Here is a 15,970-nt window from a genome sequence, read left to right on the forward strand (position 1 = left end):
GTTCAGATTGAGGGTTGCCCACAGGCACTTGCGGACAACTCGCTGAAAAGCCAGTTGGCGCAGTCAACCTTCTCTGACAATGAACAGGGTCGAGCTATCGGGGGATATCTGCTCTTTGCCGCCCAGCAGATAAATCACTTCGTATTTTTGCAAATGCTCGGCCAGCGCCTGTTTATCCTTTGCACTGAGTGTGCTCAGGAAAAGCGGTTGGGAAAGTTCGGAACCAACGGCGGTATAACGAGGAACAGGTCCTTGCGTAGCAGGGGACAACCTCAACACGAACACAGCGGCGATGCCGTCGCGGTGAAAGATCATGACGTCTTCGCCACTCGGATGCGGATGTCTTTTCGGATTGATGCTGTAGCCGCTGAGCCCAAGGAACCTTTCGAACAAGTCGCGTGTGCTTGAAGGGTTCGGCATGATATCCGGTTGTTGGACGTCGAAGTCCAGTCGCTGCAATCGGTTCGAGGAGTACGCCGGCAAGGAGAGTGTTCCGCCGGCATATTGGGCATGGTGCTGGGCGGGCAATGTGGGTAGCAGCATCAGCGGGTCGGAAAGAACGCGCTGGGGCGAGGTGTTGTTGATTCTGTCTGTCCAGTGCCGAAACGTCTGCGTCATTACCGACAGCCCAGCGGCATCAATCCCTTGATGTGTAGACACACGATCAAACACGGCTCTGGCGAGGTTATTTGCCGAATGTTCAGACAGGTGGCTCATGGCCCGGGATGCATATTGCGTAGGCGACATTTCAAACGGCAGTTGATTATCCACCACCCTCCATTGGCCATCGCGTTTAAGCACCCATTTCGGCTGCTTCGAGGGTTCATGGCGCAGCATGTTTTCGAATCCGTCAAAATCCTCAGGTTTAAACCCCGGGTGTTGCAGATAAACCAGTTCGGTATCGGCGCGTAAAACCTGCTTCACCGTCGGATAGTGCAGTCCATCTATCTCGATCGACTCACCCGTTTGCGGTTTCGTGGTTTTTCCCCAGTTCTTCCACTGTGCCGTGGACAAATCCAGCGCAGGTGACCGTTGGACCGACAGGCGTCTGACCAGCGTGCCTGCATTCGATGTCACGTCGACTTCTTCGGACAGGTGTGGGCGCTTGCTCGGACCGGGCGTGGCATCGGTCGTTTCAGTGGACGCTGCGTCGGTTGCGGCTCGATGGCCTTGTCGAGGCCCGTCAATTTCACGCCAGAGCTTAGAGCCTGGAATCTGTTCAACCCTTTTACCCGTCGGCGTCGATTCTCCGGCATACGTCTGCCTCCAACCGTCCGGGGTACTGCCCAGCATGATCATGCCGCCTTGCATTTCGACATACACTTTATTGTGCTTGTCGTACCGAATTCCCTCTTTGGTGTCTGGCTGCAACTTCAGCCGGTTTGCCGATTCGGCGTTGATAAAGACCGGGTGTTGCACTCGCCCGCTTGTGGAGCTGCTTGCGACCGCTGCCTGCTGGTTTTCGCTGTAGTGAAGGGCTACCCAATTTGCGACATTTGATGGGCCAGCACCCTCAGGGAAGTGGTGAACGATGACCGAGGGGCGCTCGGCGACGGGAGCCGGAAGGTGGTGGATGGTGATAGTGGGGCGGTGTTCGGGCAACGCCCCAAAGGCGCTTGAAGAAGACGAACCGGCTGCGGCAGGCAGGCTAGCAGTGCCTGGAACAGGATGAACGATTTCGCCGGTAGTGGCCCCTCGAGGATTGCCTGAATGTTCGGTGGGTGTCCCGGACGAATCGGCTGGAAGCGTGCGCGGAACTTTCTTGGGTGGCTTGGCCATTGGGTGACTCCTTGGAATTGCTGATCCGGTCGTTTGCATAGAGGCAGATGATCAGGTCGACGCGGTGAAGCTCTCTGACCACTGACTGTGGAGGGGGCATGTTCGTGAAAAAATCTCCCGGATGTGCGGTACATATGTATTGCTCTGCCAGCAAGTACCGCACGATGTTGCACAATCTTCCAAGTGTGAAAAAACGCTCGCCGGCGCACGGCCGACGAGCGTTTTTTATCGTTCCTCAGCGCTCTCTGATGATGAATACCGAGTCCGGAGTCGACTCGACCTTCAAGACGCCACCGATCAGCCATACCACTTTGTTTTGTGCCGTTGCGGTGGTCAGGGCGAGAAACGCATCGTTGCCAATCCTCGCCGGCAACCCCGGGTCTGCCAGTTCATTCCCCGGGGTGTGCGACAGGCCGACATGTTCTACCGAGCCCAATTTCAGAAAGTAAACCTGATCATGGGTGGCATGCCTGAACACCAGCGTTGGCATGTGATGTTCGTGTGTCAGTGGAAAAACGTCGTAGCCGCTGCGAATCAGCAAGGCACCGAGCAGGCGTCTGAGGTTCAGGTCTGTGGGGTACGTTTTATAGTGGCCCCACTCGATGGGAAACCGCTGTGGATCGAAGGTGAGCCGTTGCAGTTCGCTGTCCACCTGGGAGGGCATCGGAATAAGCTTTTTTCTTCCGGCATCGATGGATGGCGCCACCGCGAGCATATTGAGCGGGTCGGCGTACGCCGGTGCGGTGGGAAACGGCTTCTGCTTCCACTGATGCAGGACAGCCTGAATATTGACCAGGCCGGTGCCGGTAATGACGGCGGAGTTGTCTGCCAGTTCGTAGAGTCTTCTCGCAACAGCCCATGAGGTCGGCGTAGAAAAGTCGGGAAACGCACTGGCCACCGACTGCGCTAAAGGCTCCTCGAAAAAGCGTTTGCCGGGGTGTACTTCTCCCGGATCGTTACCGATGCGAAAGGTGGCAACAGGTTGCAGTGACGGTGCTGTGCGCAGCATCGTTTCAAAGGCAACGAAGCCGGCCGGGGCAAAGTCAGGGTGCTGCACAAAATAGACTTTTGGTGAGCGGTTGGAGCCAATCGGCACGATCGGATAATGAAACCAGCCAAGCTGCACCGACTCGACCACTGGCGGCTTGTTCAAATGCCCCCACTGTAACCAGAAGAACGGTGTCTGTTCGGTCGGGACGGTGGCGTCGAGAGTGGCCGCTGGAAATGGCTCGGGTGGCCTGGACGTATCAAGGCGTGGACGTTTGCTGGGGCCGGGTACTTGCTCGTCCGGTTCCGCGGCGGGCCGGGACTGACCCGCAACAGGACTGTCAGCGGCCTGTGCTGTTTGAACCCTTTGGCGCCAGAGTAGCGTGCCGGGCATCTGTTCAAACGTCAGATTGAGCGAGTCTCTGCTGGTCGCTGAGGCATATCGGTATTCACCCTGTTGGTTTTTACGCACCATCACCGTGCCTTCTGCCGTATCGACGAAGGTTTGCTTGAGCTTGTTGTAACGGATCCCTCCGATGAAAGTTCCGCTCGGGTCAGGGTGTTTGCATCCTCCGGCGACAGGTAGGCGAGGGGCTGCGCTGTGACAGGCGTCTCGGATCGGGTCCGCATGGGTTGCCAGCCGGGGCGCTGAATGTGCCAACTGGTCAGGCCTTCAGACCTCGTTACCACCGGTCCCGGCACACCGGGTGCAAAGGTCAGCGGCACGTAATAGTTGCCTCGCCGATCCTGTTCGACGACGAACCGGCCTTCGTTGCCGAGTTGGGCGTAGGTTCGTTGATCCGGTCCGGTGAACAGTCCGGGGGTTTCTGCGACCGGTGTCAGCTCATTCAAACGGTTCTGTGGCCAGGCTATCGCACTGCGCGCGGAGCTGTAGGTGTCGCTACCGAGGCCCGGCATTTCGCTGACGGTAACAGCCGGTGGCCGTGTGACTGAGGTCCCGGACGCCGTAGATCCAGTGGTCGAATCGATGCCAGACATCGGGGTGTCGGGCAAGTGAATACTGTGAGGAGCGCCTGAACCTGCTTGCACAGGTCTTGTTGTAACTGTTGTATCGGCGGCGGCTGCTGTCACAGAAACTTTCTTGGGGGGCTTGGCCATACTCAATTACTCGTGGAGGGGTGATATCGAGCGCAAAAAGCGTCTCGTCGCATTGTTCAGGCGCACTCGTCGACATCCCGCAGAGCCGTGGCCGGGAACGAGATGAAGAAGTCGGGTTACTTCAATTTCGGAGTGCGCGAGGGGAATGGGGCTTGGCTGATGGAGGCAGGTTACGCAGGAGGAACCTTGAGCAAGGTAATCAGGGGGGCCTGATGGGTACAACGATTGACGACCCGAAGTTCTGAAAACTCAACGCGGGATTTGTCGCTACGCAGGATCCAGCTGTAAGCGGAAAAACTGTAGCTGAACGCTCCCGGCCAGTTGTCGGCAAAGATGATATTGCGCACTTTGACCTCTTGATTGGCCATCGACGCAAAAGCGTCAGGCAAGGCTTTTGTCGAGTCAGGCTCTTCAAAGAACCGCGCATCAAGCCCATCCAGATAGATCCGGTCAAAGGAAAGATCCACTACATGGACAATGCCATGTTCGGAAATAACGCGTACCTGATCGATCAGGTCTTCTTCGTTTTCGTAAACCGGTAGATGAACAATGCAGGAGCCGATGAGTAACTGATTGTTTTCCAGTTTGACCTCGACCTTGCCGAGCTTGGTCGCATCGAGTTCCCAGGTCGATGAGTAAGGCAGTCTTGTCACAGCGTTCGCCAACGCACCAGGGGTCGTGAGTTTCAAGGTCATATTGGCAACCAGATGGACCAGGTAGGTGGCACCTTCACCTTCCAGGCTTTCCATCGCGGTCCGAATGGCTCTGGACTCGATGCTGGCGCAAGCATTCAGTGCATTGAGCTTGTACGCCTCGTTTGACGGCAACTCATAGGCGAATTGCTTCTGTCGAAATTTCAAGGGCAAGCGAAGTGGTGTTGTCCAGTGCTTGAAGGAATGCATCTCGTAATTGTCGTCGGCCGGAGCCACGTCTGTTTCAGGTGTAAGCCCGGCATTAAGAGCGACGCCGTCATTGAAAATCAGCAAATATTTATGACTGGGGCGAACAGCCATGGTCCGCAGGATCTTGATCATGTTCTTTGGATCAGAACCGCCACGCGCCCAGGAAAAGTGTTTTAGCGTCACGATCTTTTCGCCAAAGTGATAGGTCAGATCACAGCCGGCTATTAGATCTTCACGTTTTTCGGACTGCCTTGCACTAAAGTGCGCTTCAACTTTGCTCAATTCGTCGCTGGCGTAATCCAGGTAAACGAAGGTGACGACGTCGGGACGATCGGCTGAATAGAATGTGACACTTTGCTCGGAGCGCGGGATGTAATAACGCGCTTCATGCTGGTGCTTTGTCCAGCATTCGGAGTTGTAAACAATCAGCGGTTTCGCGGGTTGCCCGTGTTTAATGATGTCGACTTCGATATCGATATTTTTGCCGCTTTCGATTGTTTCAGGCAGATCAGGTTTCAGCTGATAACGGTCCTTGGTCAAAAAGACCAGTTTGCCGTTTTTCAGTCGGGTTTCTTTCTCGTCTGTTTCATAGATGTCGTGGATGACGACGACGCTTTTTGGCTTGTCGTAAAAGTAGAATCCGGAGGTAATGATCAGCGAATTCTTTTCGATTGCCCAACTTTCAATGAGATCGATCGGCCAGTTCAATTCAATGGTACTTTGCTGTTTACCATCCTCGAAGATGCACACACGACCTTCCAGGTGGTCGATGAAATACTCGTCGATACCTTCTTCACCCGAGGCTGTTGCACTTTTATGCAACAACTGTATCTGGTCGTTTCCAGCCCCCGCTTTTATGACGTCCTGGCCGCGAGACTTGATAATGTTGCGCTCATGGGTGCCTGTCACTACGTTCGCCGCGCCGCTCAGGGTTTCAACGTTTTCGATATTTTCCAAAAGACTGTGAAATTTATAAGTCGCGCCGTCCTCTGCATCGGGATTCGGAGTTCTTACCTGCAGTGTGCCTGCGCTTAAATCGATGTCATATCCTTTCGGCGTCTGGTGAACACCGTTCAGAGACAGGGTGTCGTTACCGGCGCCCCCCTTCACCTTCGAATAGGTTGATACTTCGATGTTTTTCTTGATCAGATCGGCGGCAGCCTCGAACACGAAGTGATCGTTTTTTTCACCACCTGTCAGGTCTTTGATCCCCGAGCCATAGTGGAAAATATTCGGTTTTTTTATCACTCCTTTGATCGAATCACGACCGTCACCCAAGTACCACAAGGTATTTTTGTTTTCCCCGGCAACGCCTACTACTGCGCCGGGCATATCCTTGGTAACGCCGTCGCTAGCATCAATAGTGTCGTCCCCACCGCGTATTACGGGTACGTTTTCCGTTTGCCAAGAGTCTATTTTCGTCCACCAGTTGCGCTTCCAGACTTGCGTGGGAACGAGATCAACTTCAAACGAGCCATTGACGACGGCTTCGGTGGAATCCTTTAGCTGAACGTCGAGCAATCTGCGAGCATTGCGTTTTAGCTGTTCCGTGTGCTGGATCAGGGTTCTTGCCTGGTTGTAGCGGTCCTTGACGCCTTGCTCGACGTCCCACATGCAGAATGAAAGGAAGCCTGAGCGCCACCGCTCACCCAGGGTCAGTTCAATGTAGTCATCAATGTCATCGACAATGCGCACCGCGCCATACACCTGTGATCCGATTGCCAGAAACGCACCGAACAAAAGGCCCGCCGGACCCACAAAAGACAATCCTGCCATTGCCGCTGTACCGAGGATAACGGTCATGGCCGCGCTGGTGATGCTCAACCCGGCGCTGATGTAATGATCCATGGCTTCTTTGCCGGTGGCATTGCTTGCTGCCTTCAGGGAGTTGACGGTGGTGTACACATCAAATGGCAAAGTCAGCGCCCCGCCAATCAAGCCACCGGATCGACTCAACCTCAGCGCAAACCTGGTTTTGGCGAAATCCTTGAAAGCATTTTTTCCGGCCGCCAGCATCTCGTTGGCAATCTTGCTGACGCCAACGTCAACGGCGATAGAGCCAATTTCCGAGGCAACACCTGTGGCGTTGATTACAACCTCTTTGGTATCGCCGGATTTCATCGCAACCAATATTCCGCGCAATCCCGTGTATATCCCGAATGCCTGGAGTCCGACACTGGAGCCGACTGTCAAGTGGGCCTTTACCGAGGCGACCCAGCGCCGAGTATTGTTTGGTAGTTGCGTGTGCTGCAAATCCAGCTTCTGCGCAGAGCTCAGAAGCTTCTCGATTTTGCTGCGGTAGTTTCCAGGATCAACCTCGATTGATGATGTTTCTCGGGTTATGTTCGGGGCGGTTATCGGGCGGTGGCTGGCCATGTCGAACAGCAAAGAAGGCAATAGATAAATATCGTAACCCGTCGCGGACTTCATATGATGTGCGATATCGCTGGCGCTGAATTGTAACGAGTTGATGAATGAGCGCTTGGGAATGCGGAAGAATGTGTTTGTGCCGTTCAGCGGGTGCCCGTCAATTGTCGCACCCAAGGCGTCGAGGGATACCCGTGTTATCGATATCTCGCCAATTTGTATTGGCCCGAACACCGAGTCGTTAGTTCTTAACTGTTCGATTTTTCGCTTTTGAGGCTGGTCCAGTGGCTTGTCGGAATTGCTGTTGATGTCGATGGTTGAATCAGTATGTTTGTTCGACTCGGCGTGCATATCGGTAATGACGACTGCATCACTGTCTATTAAAGCTTCGCTTATCAGGGTGGCCATTTGAACTTCCTTGTTCTGGCGGGTGGGAAAAACAGGCCGAGATAGTACGGGGGACGTACGAGGAATGTATATAAACGGGTTGTTGCGGTGTATTGCATATCAAAGGCATGCAATTACTGTCGGGAGAATCTGTAGTGCGCAATGCCAATCGGTCGTGGAGAACACCAGCCAGACTCGGATCTTGCAAGTCTGGCTGGCTGCAGCCAAGTAACAATCAGTCAAACAACCATTCAAATGCCTCAGTGACTGCTGAGTAACGATGCTGCCCCAGCGCCGCCGAACAAACCGGCGCTGATCCGGTTAAACCAGCTCTGTCCTTTGCCGCTGCGCAGATAACGCGCGGCACCGTGGGCGCCCAGACCGTAGGCCAGTTTGCACAGCAGATCCAGCAGGGTCCAGGTTACGATCATCACCAGCAGTTGTGGCAGGAATGGTTGCTCGGCACTGAGAAACTGCGGCAGAAACGCGGCGAAGAACAGGATGTCTTTGGGGTTGCTGGCACCGAGCACGAAAGCGCGTCCGAACAACGCGCGAAAACGTGGCACAGGCGCGGCTTGCGGCACGTCAGCGCCGACTGCTGGCTGACGCGATTGTTGCCAGCTCTGCCAGGCGAGGTAGAACAGATACAGTGCGCCGACGATTTTCAGCACGCTGAAGAGTTGCTCCGAGGCCAGCAGCAATGCGCCAAGGCCCAATGCCGATGCACTGAGCAGACAGATCGAAGCCGTCACGCCGCCGAGAAATGCCGGGTAGGAACGACGCAAACCGTAATTCAGACTGTTGCTGATCATCAGCAACGACAGTGGCCCCGGAATCAGGATCACCACCAATGCAGCACCGCTGAACAGCAGCCAGGTTTCCAGACTCATCACTTTGCTCCTTTCTATTGTTATCAAGATGCACAAAAGCCCCACCCGCAAAGGTGAGGCTGTTTGGAAACCTGAACCGCGTAGCGCTTACAGGAAAATGAACTTGGCGATGAAGATCGCGCAGAGCACCCACAGGCTGACGGAGATTTCCTTGTACTTGCCGGTACCGGCCTTCAACGCCACGTAGGTGATGAAGCCCAGCGCAATGCCGTCGGCGACCGAGAAGGTCAGCGGCATCATGATTGCGGTCACGATGGCCGGGATCGCATCAGTGGCTTCGTCCCATTCGATGTGGGCCATGCCGCCCATCATCAGCATCGCAACGTAGATCAGTGCACCGGCGGTGGCGTAAGCGGGAATCATGCCGGCCAGCGGTGCGAAAAACATCGCCGCTATAAATAGCACACCTACAGTGACGGCGGTAAGACCAGTCCGACCACCAGCGGCCACGCCGGCAGCACTTTCCACATAGCTGGTGACTGGAGGCACACCGACCACGGCGCCGAAAACGCTGGAGGCACTGTCGGCTTTCATGGCGCGGGAGAGGTTTTCGATACGGCCGTCAGCGTTGACCAGATTGGCGCGCTGGGCCACGCCCATCAGGGTGCCGGCGGTGTCGAACATGTGCACAAAGAGGAAGGCCAGCACCACGCTGATCATGCTGACGTTGAACACGCCGGCGACGTTCATGGCCATGAAGGTCGGCGCCAGACTCGGCGGCGTCGACATGATCCCTTCGTAGTGCACGATGCCCAGGCCCCAACCGGCGAGGGTCACGGTGATGATGCTGATGAGGATCGCGCCGAATACACGGTGATAGCTGAGGATTGCAATCATCAGGAAGCAGATGGCCGCTAGCAGCGGGCCGGGTTCACGCAGGGAGCCGAGTTTGATCAGCGTCGCCGGACTGTCGACGACGATGCCTGCGGTTTTCAGACCGATCAGGCCGAGGAACAGACCGACACCGGCGCCCATCGCAAAACGCAGACTGACTGGAATACTGTTGAGCAGCCACTCGCGAATCCGTGAGAAGGTCAGGATCATGAACAACACGCCCGAGACAAACACCGCACCGAGCGCGGTTTCCCAGTTGTAGCCCATGGTGCCGACCACGGTGTAGGTGAAGAACGCGTTGAGGCCCATGCCCGGCGCCAAACCCACCGGCCAGTTGGCGTAGAGGCCCATCAACAGGCAGCCCAATGCAGCGGCGATACAGGTGGCGACGAAGGCTGCACCGTGATCGATCCCGGCATCGGCCATGATGTTCGGGTTGACGAAGATGATGTAGGCCATGGTAATGAAGGTTGTCAGACCGGCAATCAGCTCGGTCTTCACCGTGGTGCCATGCAAGCTGAGTTTAAACAGACGTTCCAGCAAGCCACTGCGTAATGGTGGCGAGAGGTCCAGCGTCGATGCTTCGGATTTGCGGCTTTCCACAGCGAGTACTCCTCAAGAGTTTTATTGTTATTTCCAGGGCCGGACCCATGAGGGGTGGCAGCGGCCCTTTGAGGCATACGCGAATTTGTTGACCATGCGGTCAGGAACTCGCACGCTGTGGATTATGCTTTTGTGTACAAATAAAGCAAATATTGTTTTTGGTTTTGTTTACGAAAGTTCCGTCGATAGCGATATATCGCCTGTACTGGCCCCTTCGCGAGCAGGCTCGCTCCCACATTTGAAATGCGTTCCCCTGTGGGAGCGAGCTTGCTCGCGAAGAGGCAGTCCCATTCAATCGAGAGCCGTCTGACTTTTCCCCAATGCCAGATTCACCGCCAACCAGCCATTCACCGCCGCCTCCCCAGCCTCGGCGAACACCCGCTCCAGCAACTTCACCTGCTCACGCCGCAAAGCCTGCTCAAACTTCGCGCCTTCTGCCGTCAACTCCAGCAGGCGCTTACGCTTGTCGGCCTCGGACGCCACGCTGTCCACCAAATGCATTTCCTGCAACTGCCGCAACGGCATGTTCAGCGCCTGCTTGCTCACACCGAGCAATGCCAACAACTCCTTCACGCTCAAGTTCGGATACCGCGCGATGAAAAACACAATGCGTTGATGCACTCGGGAGAGGCCGCGCCGCTCGAGCATTTCATCAGCCTTGGCGGTGAACGCCTGATAGCCGAAGAAAAAAGCTTCCATCGCCTGTTGCTGACTGGATGGGTTTTTAAGGTCAAGCATGTTGACGTACTCGCTCAAGCTGTCGTAATTTCAGTCAATCAGTTTGACTCATATTTCACACGCCTCGCTACCGGTGACTTCCATGGCTTTTTCCGAACGTGTCTCGCGCCTTAAAAGTTCTTTGATTCGTGAAATCCTTGCCGCCGCCCAGCGCCCGGAAGTCATGTCGTTTGCGGGCGGCTTGCCCGCCGAAGCCATGTTGCCGAAGGTCGAGTGGGCCGAAATGCCGCTGTCGCTCGGCCAATATGGCATGAGCGAAGGCGAGCCGGCATTGCGCGAAGCCTTGGCCGCGGAGGCGAGGGCGCTTGGCCTGGAATGTCAGGCGAGTCAGGTTCTGGTGGTCAGCGGTTCCCAGCAAACCCTCGATCTGGCGGCCAAGCTGTATATCGACAAGGGCACGGAGATTTTGCTGGAAGCGCCGACCTATCTCGCCGCGCTGCAAATCTTTCAGTTGTTCGGTGCTGATTGCCTGACCGTGCCGCAAGAGTCCGACGGCCCCAACCTCGCGCAATTGCGCGAGCGTCTGGAGCAACATCGTCCGGCGTTCATCTATTTGATCCCGACCTTCCAGAACCCGTCAGCCGTGCGCTACAGCGAAGCCAAACGCGCAGCGGTCGCGGCGTTGCTCGATGAATTCGGCGTCACCCTGATCGAAGACGAACCCTACCGCGATCTGACTTTCGATGGCGGCAGCGCCAAACCGATTGCCGGTCGACTGAAAGAATCCAGCTGGATCTACACCGGTACCGTATCGAAAACCCTGCTGCCGGGTCTGCGCGTTGGCTATCTGATCGCCAGTCCCGATCTGTTTCCGCACTTGCTCAAACTCAAGCAATCGGCGGATCTGCACACCAATCGCATCGGTCAATGGCAGGCGTTGCAGTGGATCGGTACTGACAAGTATCAGCAGCATCTGAGCGAGTTGCGCGGCTTCTATCGACAGCGGCGGGATGCCTTCCAGGCGGCGCTGGAAACACATTTTTCTGATCTGGCGGATTGGAACACGCCACAGGGCGGGCTGTTTTTCTGGCTGACGTTGAAGCAGCCGCTGGACACGCGAACGTTGCTCAATGAGGCGTTGGCCAATGATGTGGCGTTTATGCCGGGGGAGCCGTTCTTTCCAGAACCGGATAACCATCATGGGCACTTGCGCTTGAATTTCAGCCACATTGATCCGTCGCGGCTGGATGAAGGATTGAAGCGATTGGCGGCGGTGGTGCGTCAGGCGCAGCTGGATAAGGCTGCCTGAAAACAAATAAACCGGCTCACAGGCCGGTTTATTTTTGACTGGGATTCGTGGTGACTGAGAGGGCCTCTTCGCGAGCAGGCTCGCTCCCACAGTGGAAATGCATTCCAATGGTGGGAAGGGGCCATCAGCCCCAATACAGAAACATCAGACCGCCGCGAAGCGCTTATCCAGATAATCAATGATCACCTTGGACTCATACATCCAGGTCGTCTGCCCGTTCTCTTCAATCCGCAGGCAAGGCACCTTGATCCGGCCGCCCTGATCCAGCAAGGCCTGACGATCCTGTTCATTGTTCTTCGCATCCTTCAGCGTCACCGGCACATTCAAACGACGCAAGGTGCGGCGGGTTTTCACGCAGAACGGGCAGGCGTGGAACTGATACAAGGTCAGGTCTTTTGCAGCTGCATCCACCTGAGCCTGAGCAGCGGCGGGGCGCTTTTTCTTGCCCGGACGGGTGATGAAGTCGATGAAGATAACCAGTTGGCCGAGGCCGACACGAAGCGCTTTGACGAACACGTTGAAGCCTCACGGTGCATATTGAGAAAGGCGCGCAGCTTACCCGATTTTTCACGGACGAAAAAAAACCGGCGATGAATGCCGGTTTTCTTCGTGCCGCAAATTACTTGATGAGGCTGAGGAATTCGCTGCGGGTCGCTGCGTTTTCACGGAACTCACCGAGCATCACCGAGGTGATCATCGACGAATTCTGCTTCTCGACACCGCGCATCATCATGCACATGTGCTTGGCCTCGATCACCACGGCAACGCCCAGCGCGCCGGTGACTTGTTGCACTGCATCGGCGATCTGACGGCTGAGGTTTTCCTGAATCTGCAGGCGGCGGGCGTACATGTCGACGATCCGCGCGACCTTCGACAGGCCCAGCACTTTGCCGCTCGGGATGTACGCAACGTGCGCCTTGCCGATGAACGGCAGCAGGTGGTGTTCGCACAACGAGTACAACTCGATGTCCTTGACCAGCACCATTTCGCTGTTGTCGGAGCTGAACAGGGCACCGTTGGTAACCTCTTCGAGCGTCTGTTCATAACCGCGGCAGAGGTACTGCATGGCTTTGGCGGCACGCTTTGGCGTGTCGAGCAGGCCCTCGCGGGACACGTCCTCGCCCAATTGGCCGAGAATCGCGGTGTAATTCTGTTCCAGGGACATGAAACTACCTGTGGGGATTTTCGCAAAGGGCAAGGGTACGGTGGCGGACACAACCCTGCAAGTTCGGTGTAACGCGATTATTCGTCGCGGCCTTCCATCATGGTGCGTTTGAGCATCACGTAAACCGCGCCGGCACCACCGTGTTTCGCCTGGCATGAGCAGAAACCCAGCACTTGGGCATGCTGGCGCAACCAGGTGTTGACGTGGCTTTTGATCATCGGCCGCTTGCCGTCCAGGCGCACGGCCTTGCCGTGGGTGACGCGTACGCAGCGGATTTCGAATTTGGTCGCTTCGGCGAGAAACGCCCAGAGGGTTTCGCGGGCCTTTTCCACGCTCATGCCGTGCAGGTCGAGGCTGCCTTCGAACGGAATCTGGCCGACCTTGAGCTTGCGCATCTGACTTTCCTGCACGCCGTCGCGGGCCCACATCAACTCGTCTTCCGGGCCGACGTCGATCACGAATTGATCGGACAGACCATCCACGGTAGCAGTGTCGGTGCGCACGGTGGCGGACTGGCGCAGCTTGGCAATTTGCGCGCGGTCAGCCTTGGGTTTGCCGGTGTCGGCGCGGTCGTGCTTGATCGGCTTGACGCCTTGGATCGCACTTTTGAACAGGGAAAAATCGTCGTCTTGCATGTCAGCCTCCGCGAAGGGCGGCCAGTTTACCCAAGTCGAAACAAAACGGCCCGGCAAAAAGCCAGGCCGGTGAGTCAGTCGTGTTTTTTCATCAGGTGCGGGGACATGTTCAGTTCCCGCGATTGCCGTGCGCGACGGCGGCAGCGGCGCCACAGGGCGACACCGAAATACAGAAACAGCAAGCCGACCGCCAGAATGATCGCCGAGCCCATCGGCGTAGCGTTCAAGTCACCGAGTGCCGGTGGGCGCCCGAGCAGGCTGGCCGCCCCGGCCATCGCCAGCAGCACGCCGAACGTCGCCAGAATGGCCGCGATCGCCGCGCCGAATCGAAATCGCCAGTTGCTTTGGCCTTTGGGCCGCAAGCGGCGTGCGTCAAATCCATCGGATAACTTCATTCCGACCTTCCTCAATGGGTATCGGCCCTTCGACCGGGAGTTGACCGGGTTGTTCCTGAGGCTATGGCATTTGCGGCAAATGAGAGGACTTTGCGGATGAGCGGCGTGCTGAGCCGCTCATCAGAGCAGATCAGATCAGGTCTTGAGTCAGTGCGAGGGTGGCAAAGTTATCCGCCATGATCGCCATTTCAGCTTCCTGCACGACTGCGGCGCTGAGCACACGGCCTTTGAATGGCAGGTCGCGGGTGGCGCAGGCGTCTTCTACCAACGTGCAACGGAAACCCAGATTTTTAGCCGCGCGCACCGTGGTGCTGACGCTGGAGTGGCTCATGAAACCGCAGACGATCAAGTCCAGCGAGCCAAGGTTTTGCAGACGATCGAGTAATTCGGTGCCATGGAAGGCGCTCGGCAGCAGTTTGCCGATAATGGTTTCATCACCTTGTGGCTCCAGGCCCGGGATGAACTCGCCGCGCTCGCCCTGCGGGTCGAACAGGCCACCGACGGTGCCGAGATGACGCACGTGCACGATCGGCCGACCGGCTGCACGGGCTGCGGCAACCACTTGTTTGATGTTCGCGACGGCCGCGTCCATGCCGCTCAGGGCCAGGGGGCCACTGAGGTATTCTTTCTGGGCATCGATGATGACCACGGTGGCATGGCTCAGTGTGGCCGCTGCGTAACCGCGACCGCTGAGTTGAAACATCGTTTTTGGAACGGACATTCTGGGGCTCCTTGGGGTGGGGCTTTTGCGACATTGTCCTCTGGCTGAGCGGTTCTGTGAATCGCTACCATCGTAGGCACCGTCGTTACTGGCCTGCAGCCTTGTCAAGTTACACGTTCTGTTCAATAGCTGATGCAAAAAACAGAAAACTCCTACCGTCGGGGCTATGTTTTTCCTGCGTCGTCGTCACGCGTTTTGGCTGGTAGAATCGCCAGTCGTTTTTTCTGGAGTTCTGCCCCGTGATCACTTCCCGACTTCGTACCCTGCGCGACCACATTCGTTGGGCCGTCAGCCGCTTCCATGGGGAGGATCTGTTTTTCGGCCATGGCACCGACAATGCCTGGGACGAAGCCCGGCAACTGGTGCTCGGCGCGTTGCACCTGCCGTGGGAAATCGCCGACAGCTATCTCGATTGCGCGCTGGAAGACGACGAGCTGGTCAACCTGCAACGCCTGCTCAAGCGCCGTATCGAAGAACGCATTCCCACCGCTTACCTGTTGGGTGAAGCGTGGTTCTGCGGCATGTCGTTCATCGTTGATGAGCGTGTGTTGATCCCGCGTTCGCCGATTGGCGAGTTGATCGAAAACCACTTCGCCCCGTGGATCGGCACCGAACCTGCGCGGATTCTCGACCTGTGCACCGGTTCCGGTTGCATCGGTATCGCCTGTGCCTACGAGTTCCAGAACGCCGAAGTGGTGCTGGCGGATCTGTCGTTCGAAGCGCTGGAAGTGGCCAACCAGAACATCGAGCGCCATGGCGTTGATGAGCGCGTCTATACCGTTCAGGGTGATGGTTTTGATGGTTTGCCGGGTCAGCGCTTCGACCTGATCGTGTCGAACCCGCCCTACGTGGATGCGGAAGATTTCGCTGACATGCCGGACGAGTATCAGCATGAGCCTGAGCTGGGTCTGGCGTGTGGCGATGATGGTTTGAATCTGGTTCGGCGGATGCTGGCTGAAGCGGCGGATCACCTGACCGAGAAGGGCTTGCTGATTGTCGAAGTGGGCAACAGCCAGGTGCACGTTGACGCGCTGTACCCGGAAGTCGATTTTGCCTGGCTCGAATTCGAGCGTGGTGGGCATGGGGTGTTCATGCTGACGGCGGAACAGTGCCGCGATCATCAGGCCTTGTTCGCTTCCCGCATCTAATCGAGACTGATCGTTCCCACGCTCTGCGTGGGAATGCCTCAATGGACGCTC

At 56.6% G+C, this 15,970-nt stretch carries 13 protein-coding genes; 2 read left to right on the forward strand and 11 right to left on the reverse strand.

Going from position 1 to position 15,970, the window contains the following annotated elements; translation table 11 throughout:
* Positions 1 to 63: 63 nt before the first annotated feature.
* From AB4N44_RS26150 to AB4N44_RS26175, 6 genes are all read right to left on the reverse strand, one after another.
* A complete protein-coding gene (locus AB4N44_RS26150; protein ID WP_160038883.1) occupies positions 64 to 1,779 on the reverse strand; it encodes a hypothetical protein in 1,716 nt (571 codons plus the stop codon).
* 235 nt (positions 1,780 to 2,014) lie between these two features.
* The gene (locus AB4N44_RS26155; protein ID WP_460158138.1) at positions 2,015 to 3,241 is read right to left on the reverse strand and encodes a hypothetical protein; all 1,227 of its coding nucleotides are present in this window, start codon (positions 3,239 to 3,241) and stop codon (positions 2,015 to 2,017) included.
* Positions 3,242 to 4,055: 814 nt separating this feature from the next.
* Entirely contained in the window at positions 4,056 to 7,562 is a 3,507-nt protein-coding gene (locus AB4N44_RS26160; protein WP_460111453.1) for a calcium-binding protein, read from the reverse strand.
* Positions 7,563 to 7,801: 239 nt separating this feature from the next.
* Positions 7,802 to 8,431, reverse strand: coding sequence for a LysE family translocator (locus tag AB4N44_RS26165; protein WP_127926409.1), 630 nt, complete (start codon positions 8,429 to 8,431; stop codon positions 7,802 to 7,804).
* Positions 8,432 to 8,518: 87 nt separating this feature from the next.
* Positions 8,519 to 9,868, reverse strand: a complete 1,350-nt coding sequence (locus AB4N44_RS26170) for an NCS2 family permease (protein WP_007914003.1) — start codon at positions 9,866 to 9,868, stop codon at positions 8,519 to 8,521.
* Positions 9,869 to 10,159: 291 nt separating this feature from the next.
* The gene (locus tag AB4N44_RS26175; protein WP_316917897.1) at positions 10,160 to 10,606 is read right to left on the reverse strand and encodes a MarR family winged helix-turn-helix transcriptional regulator; all 447 of its coding nucleotides are present in this window, start codon (positions 10,604 to 10,606) and stop codon (positions 10,160 to 10,162) included.
* Positions 10,607 to 10,688: 82 nt separating this feature from the next.
* Between AB4N44_RS26175 and AB4N44_RS26180 the strand changes: the two genes are divergently transcribed.
* Positions 10,689 to 11,855 carry an aminotransferase-like domain-containing protein gene (locus tag AB4N44_RS26180; protein ID WP_460111450.1) on the forward strand — a complete coding sequence of 389 codons (1,167 nt, stop codon included), beginning with the start codon at positions 10,689 to 10,691 and terminating at the stop codon, positions 11,853 to 11,855.
* A gap of 144 nt (positions 11,856 to 11,999) precedes the next feature.
* Here the strand turns inward: AB4N44_RS26180 and AB4N44_RS26185 are convergent, their stop codons facing one another.
* From AB4N44_RS26185 to AB4N44_RS26205, 5 genes are all read right to left on the reverse strand, one after another.
* Positions 12,000 to 12,371 carry a glutaredoxin family protein gene (locus AB4N44_RS26185; RefSeq protein WP_127926412.1) on the reverse strand — a complete coding sequence of 124 codons (372 nt, stop codon included), beginning with the start codon at positions 12,369 to 12,371 and terminating at the stop codon, positions 12,000 to 12,002.
* A gap of 103 nt (positions 12,372 to 12,474) precedes the next feature.
* Complete coding sequence (gene folE, locus AB4N44_RS26190) at positions 12,475 to 13,020, reverse strand: GTP cyclohydrolase I FolE (protein ID WP_003204506.1); 546 nt, start codon at positions 13,018 to 13,020, stop codon at positions 12,475 to 12,477.
* Between the two features lie 77 nt (positions 13,021 to 13,097).
* Positions 13,098 to 13,655, reverse strand: coding sequence for a Smr/MutS family protein (locus tag AB4N44_RS26195; protein ID WP_127926454.1), 558 nt, complete (start codon positions 13,653 to 13,655; stop codon positions 13,098 to 13,100).
* 74 nt (positions 13,656 to 13,729) lie between these two features.
* Positions 13,730 to 14,050, reverse strand: coding sequence for a hypothetical protein (locus AB4N44_RS26200; protein ID WP_007914024.1), 321 nt, complete (start codon positions 14,048 to 14,050; stop codon positions 13,730 to 13,732).
* Positions 14,051 to 14,180: 130 nt separating this feature from the next.
* Positions 14,181 to 14,771: a cysteine hydrolase family protein gene (locus AB4N44_RS26205; protein ID WP_007914026.1), complete on the reverse strand. Its 591-nt coding sequence runs from the start codon at positions 14,769 to 14,771 to the stop codon at positions 14,181 to 14,183.
* A 239-nt stretch (positions 14,772 to 15,010) separates the two neighbouring features.
* On the opposite strand from AB4N44_RS26205, the gene prmB reads away from it, so the two are divergent.
* The gene (prmB, locus tag AB4N44_RS26210) at positions 15,011 to 15,919 is read left to right on the forward strand and encodes a 50S ribosomal protein L3 N(5)-glutamine methyltransferase (protein WP_064118639.1); all 909 of its coding nucleotides are present in this window, start codon (positions 15,011 to 15,013) and stop codon (positions 15,917 to 15,919) included.
* The last annotated feature ends 51 nt before the right edge of the window (positions 15,920 to 15,970 follow it).

Source organism: Pseudomonas sp. S3_C06 (assembly GCF_054667675.1).

Excerpts from the sequence above, each read along its gene's own strand:
- AB4N44_RS26155 (WP_460158138.1), bottom strand. The coding sequence starts at position 3,241 with ATGGTGCGTAAAAACCAACAGGGTGAATACCGATATGCCTCAGCGACC.
- AB4N44_RS26200 (WP_007914024.1), bottom strand. The coding sequence starts at position 14,050 with ATGAAGTTATCCGATGGATTTGACGCACGCCGCTTGCGGCCCAAAGGC.
- AB4N44_RS26150 (WP_160038883.1), bottom strand. The coding sequence starts at position 1,779 with ATGGCCAAGCCACCCAAGAAAGTTCCGCGCACGCTTCCAGCCGATTCG.
- AB4N44_RS26160 (WP_460111453.1), bottom strand. The coding sequence starts at position 7,562 with ATGGCCACCCTGATAAGCGAAGCTTTAATAGACAGTGATGCAGTCGTC.
- AB4N44_RS26180 (WP_460111450.1), top strand. The coding sequence starts at position 10,689 with ATGGCTTTTTCCGAACGTGTCTCGCGCCTTAAAAGTTCTTTGATTCGT.
- folE (WP_003204506.1), bottom strand. The coding sequence starts at position 13,020 with ATGTCCCTGGAACAGAATTACACCGCGATTCTCGGCCAATTGGGCGAG.
- AB4N44_RS26165 (WP_127926409.1), bottom strand. The coding sequence starts at position 8,431 with ATGAGTCTGGAAACCTGGCTGCTGTTCAGCGGTGCTGCATTGGTGGTG.
- AB4N44_RS26175 (WP_316917897.1), bottom strand. The coding sequence starts at position 10,606 with ATGCTTGACCTTAAAAACCCATCCAGTCAGCAACAGGCGATGGAAGCT.
- AB4N44_RS26195 (WP_127926454.1), bottom strand. The coding sequence starts at position 13,655 with ATGCAAGACGACGATTTTTCCCTGTTCAAAAGTGCGATCCAAGGCGTC.
- AB4N44_RS26205 (WP_007914026.1), bottom strand. The coding sequence starts at position 14,771 with ATGTCCGTTCCAAAAACGATGTTTCAACTCAGCGGTCGCGGTTACGCA.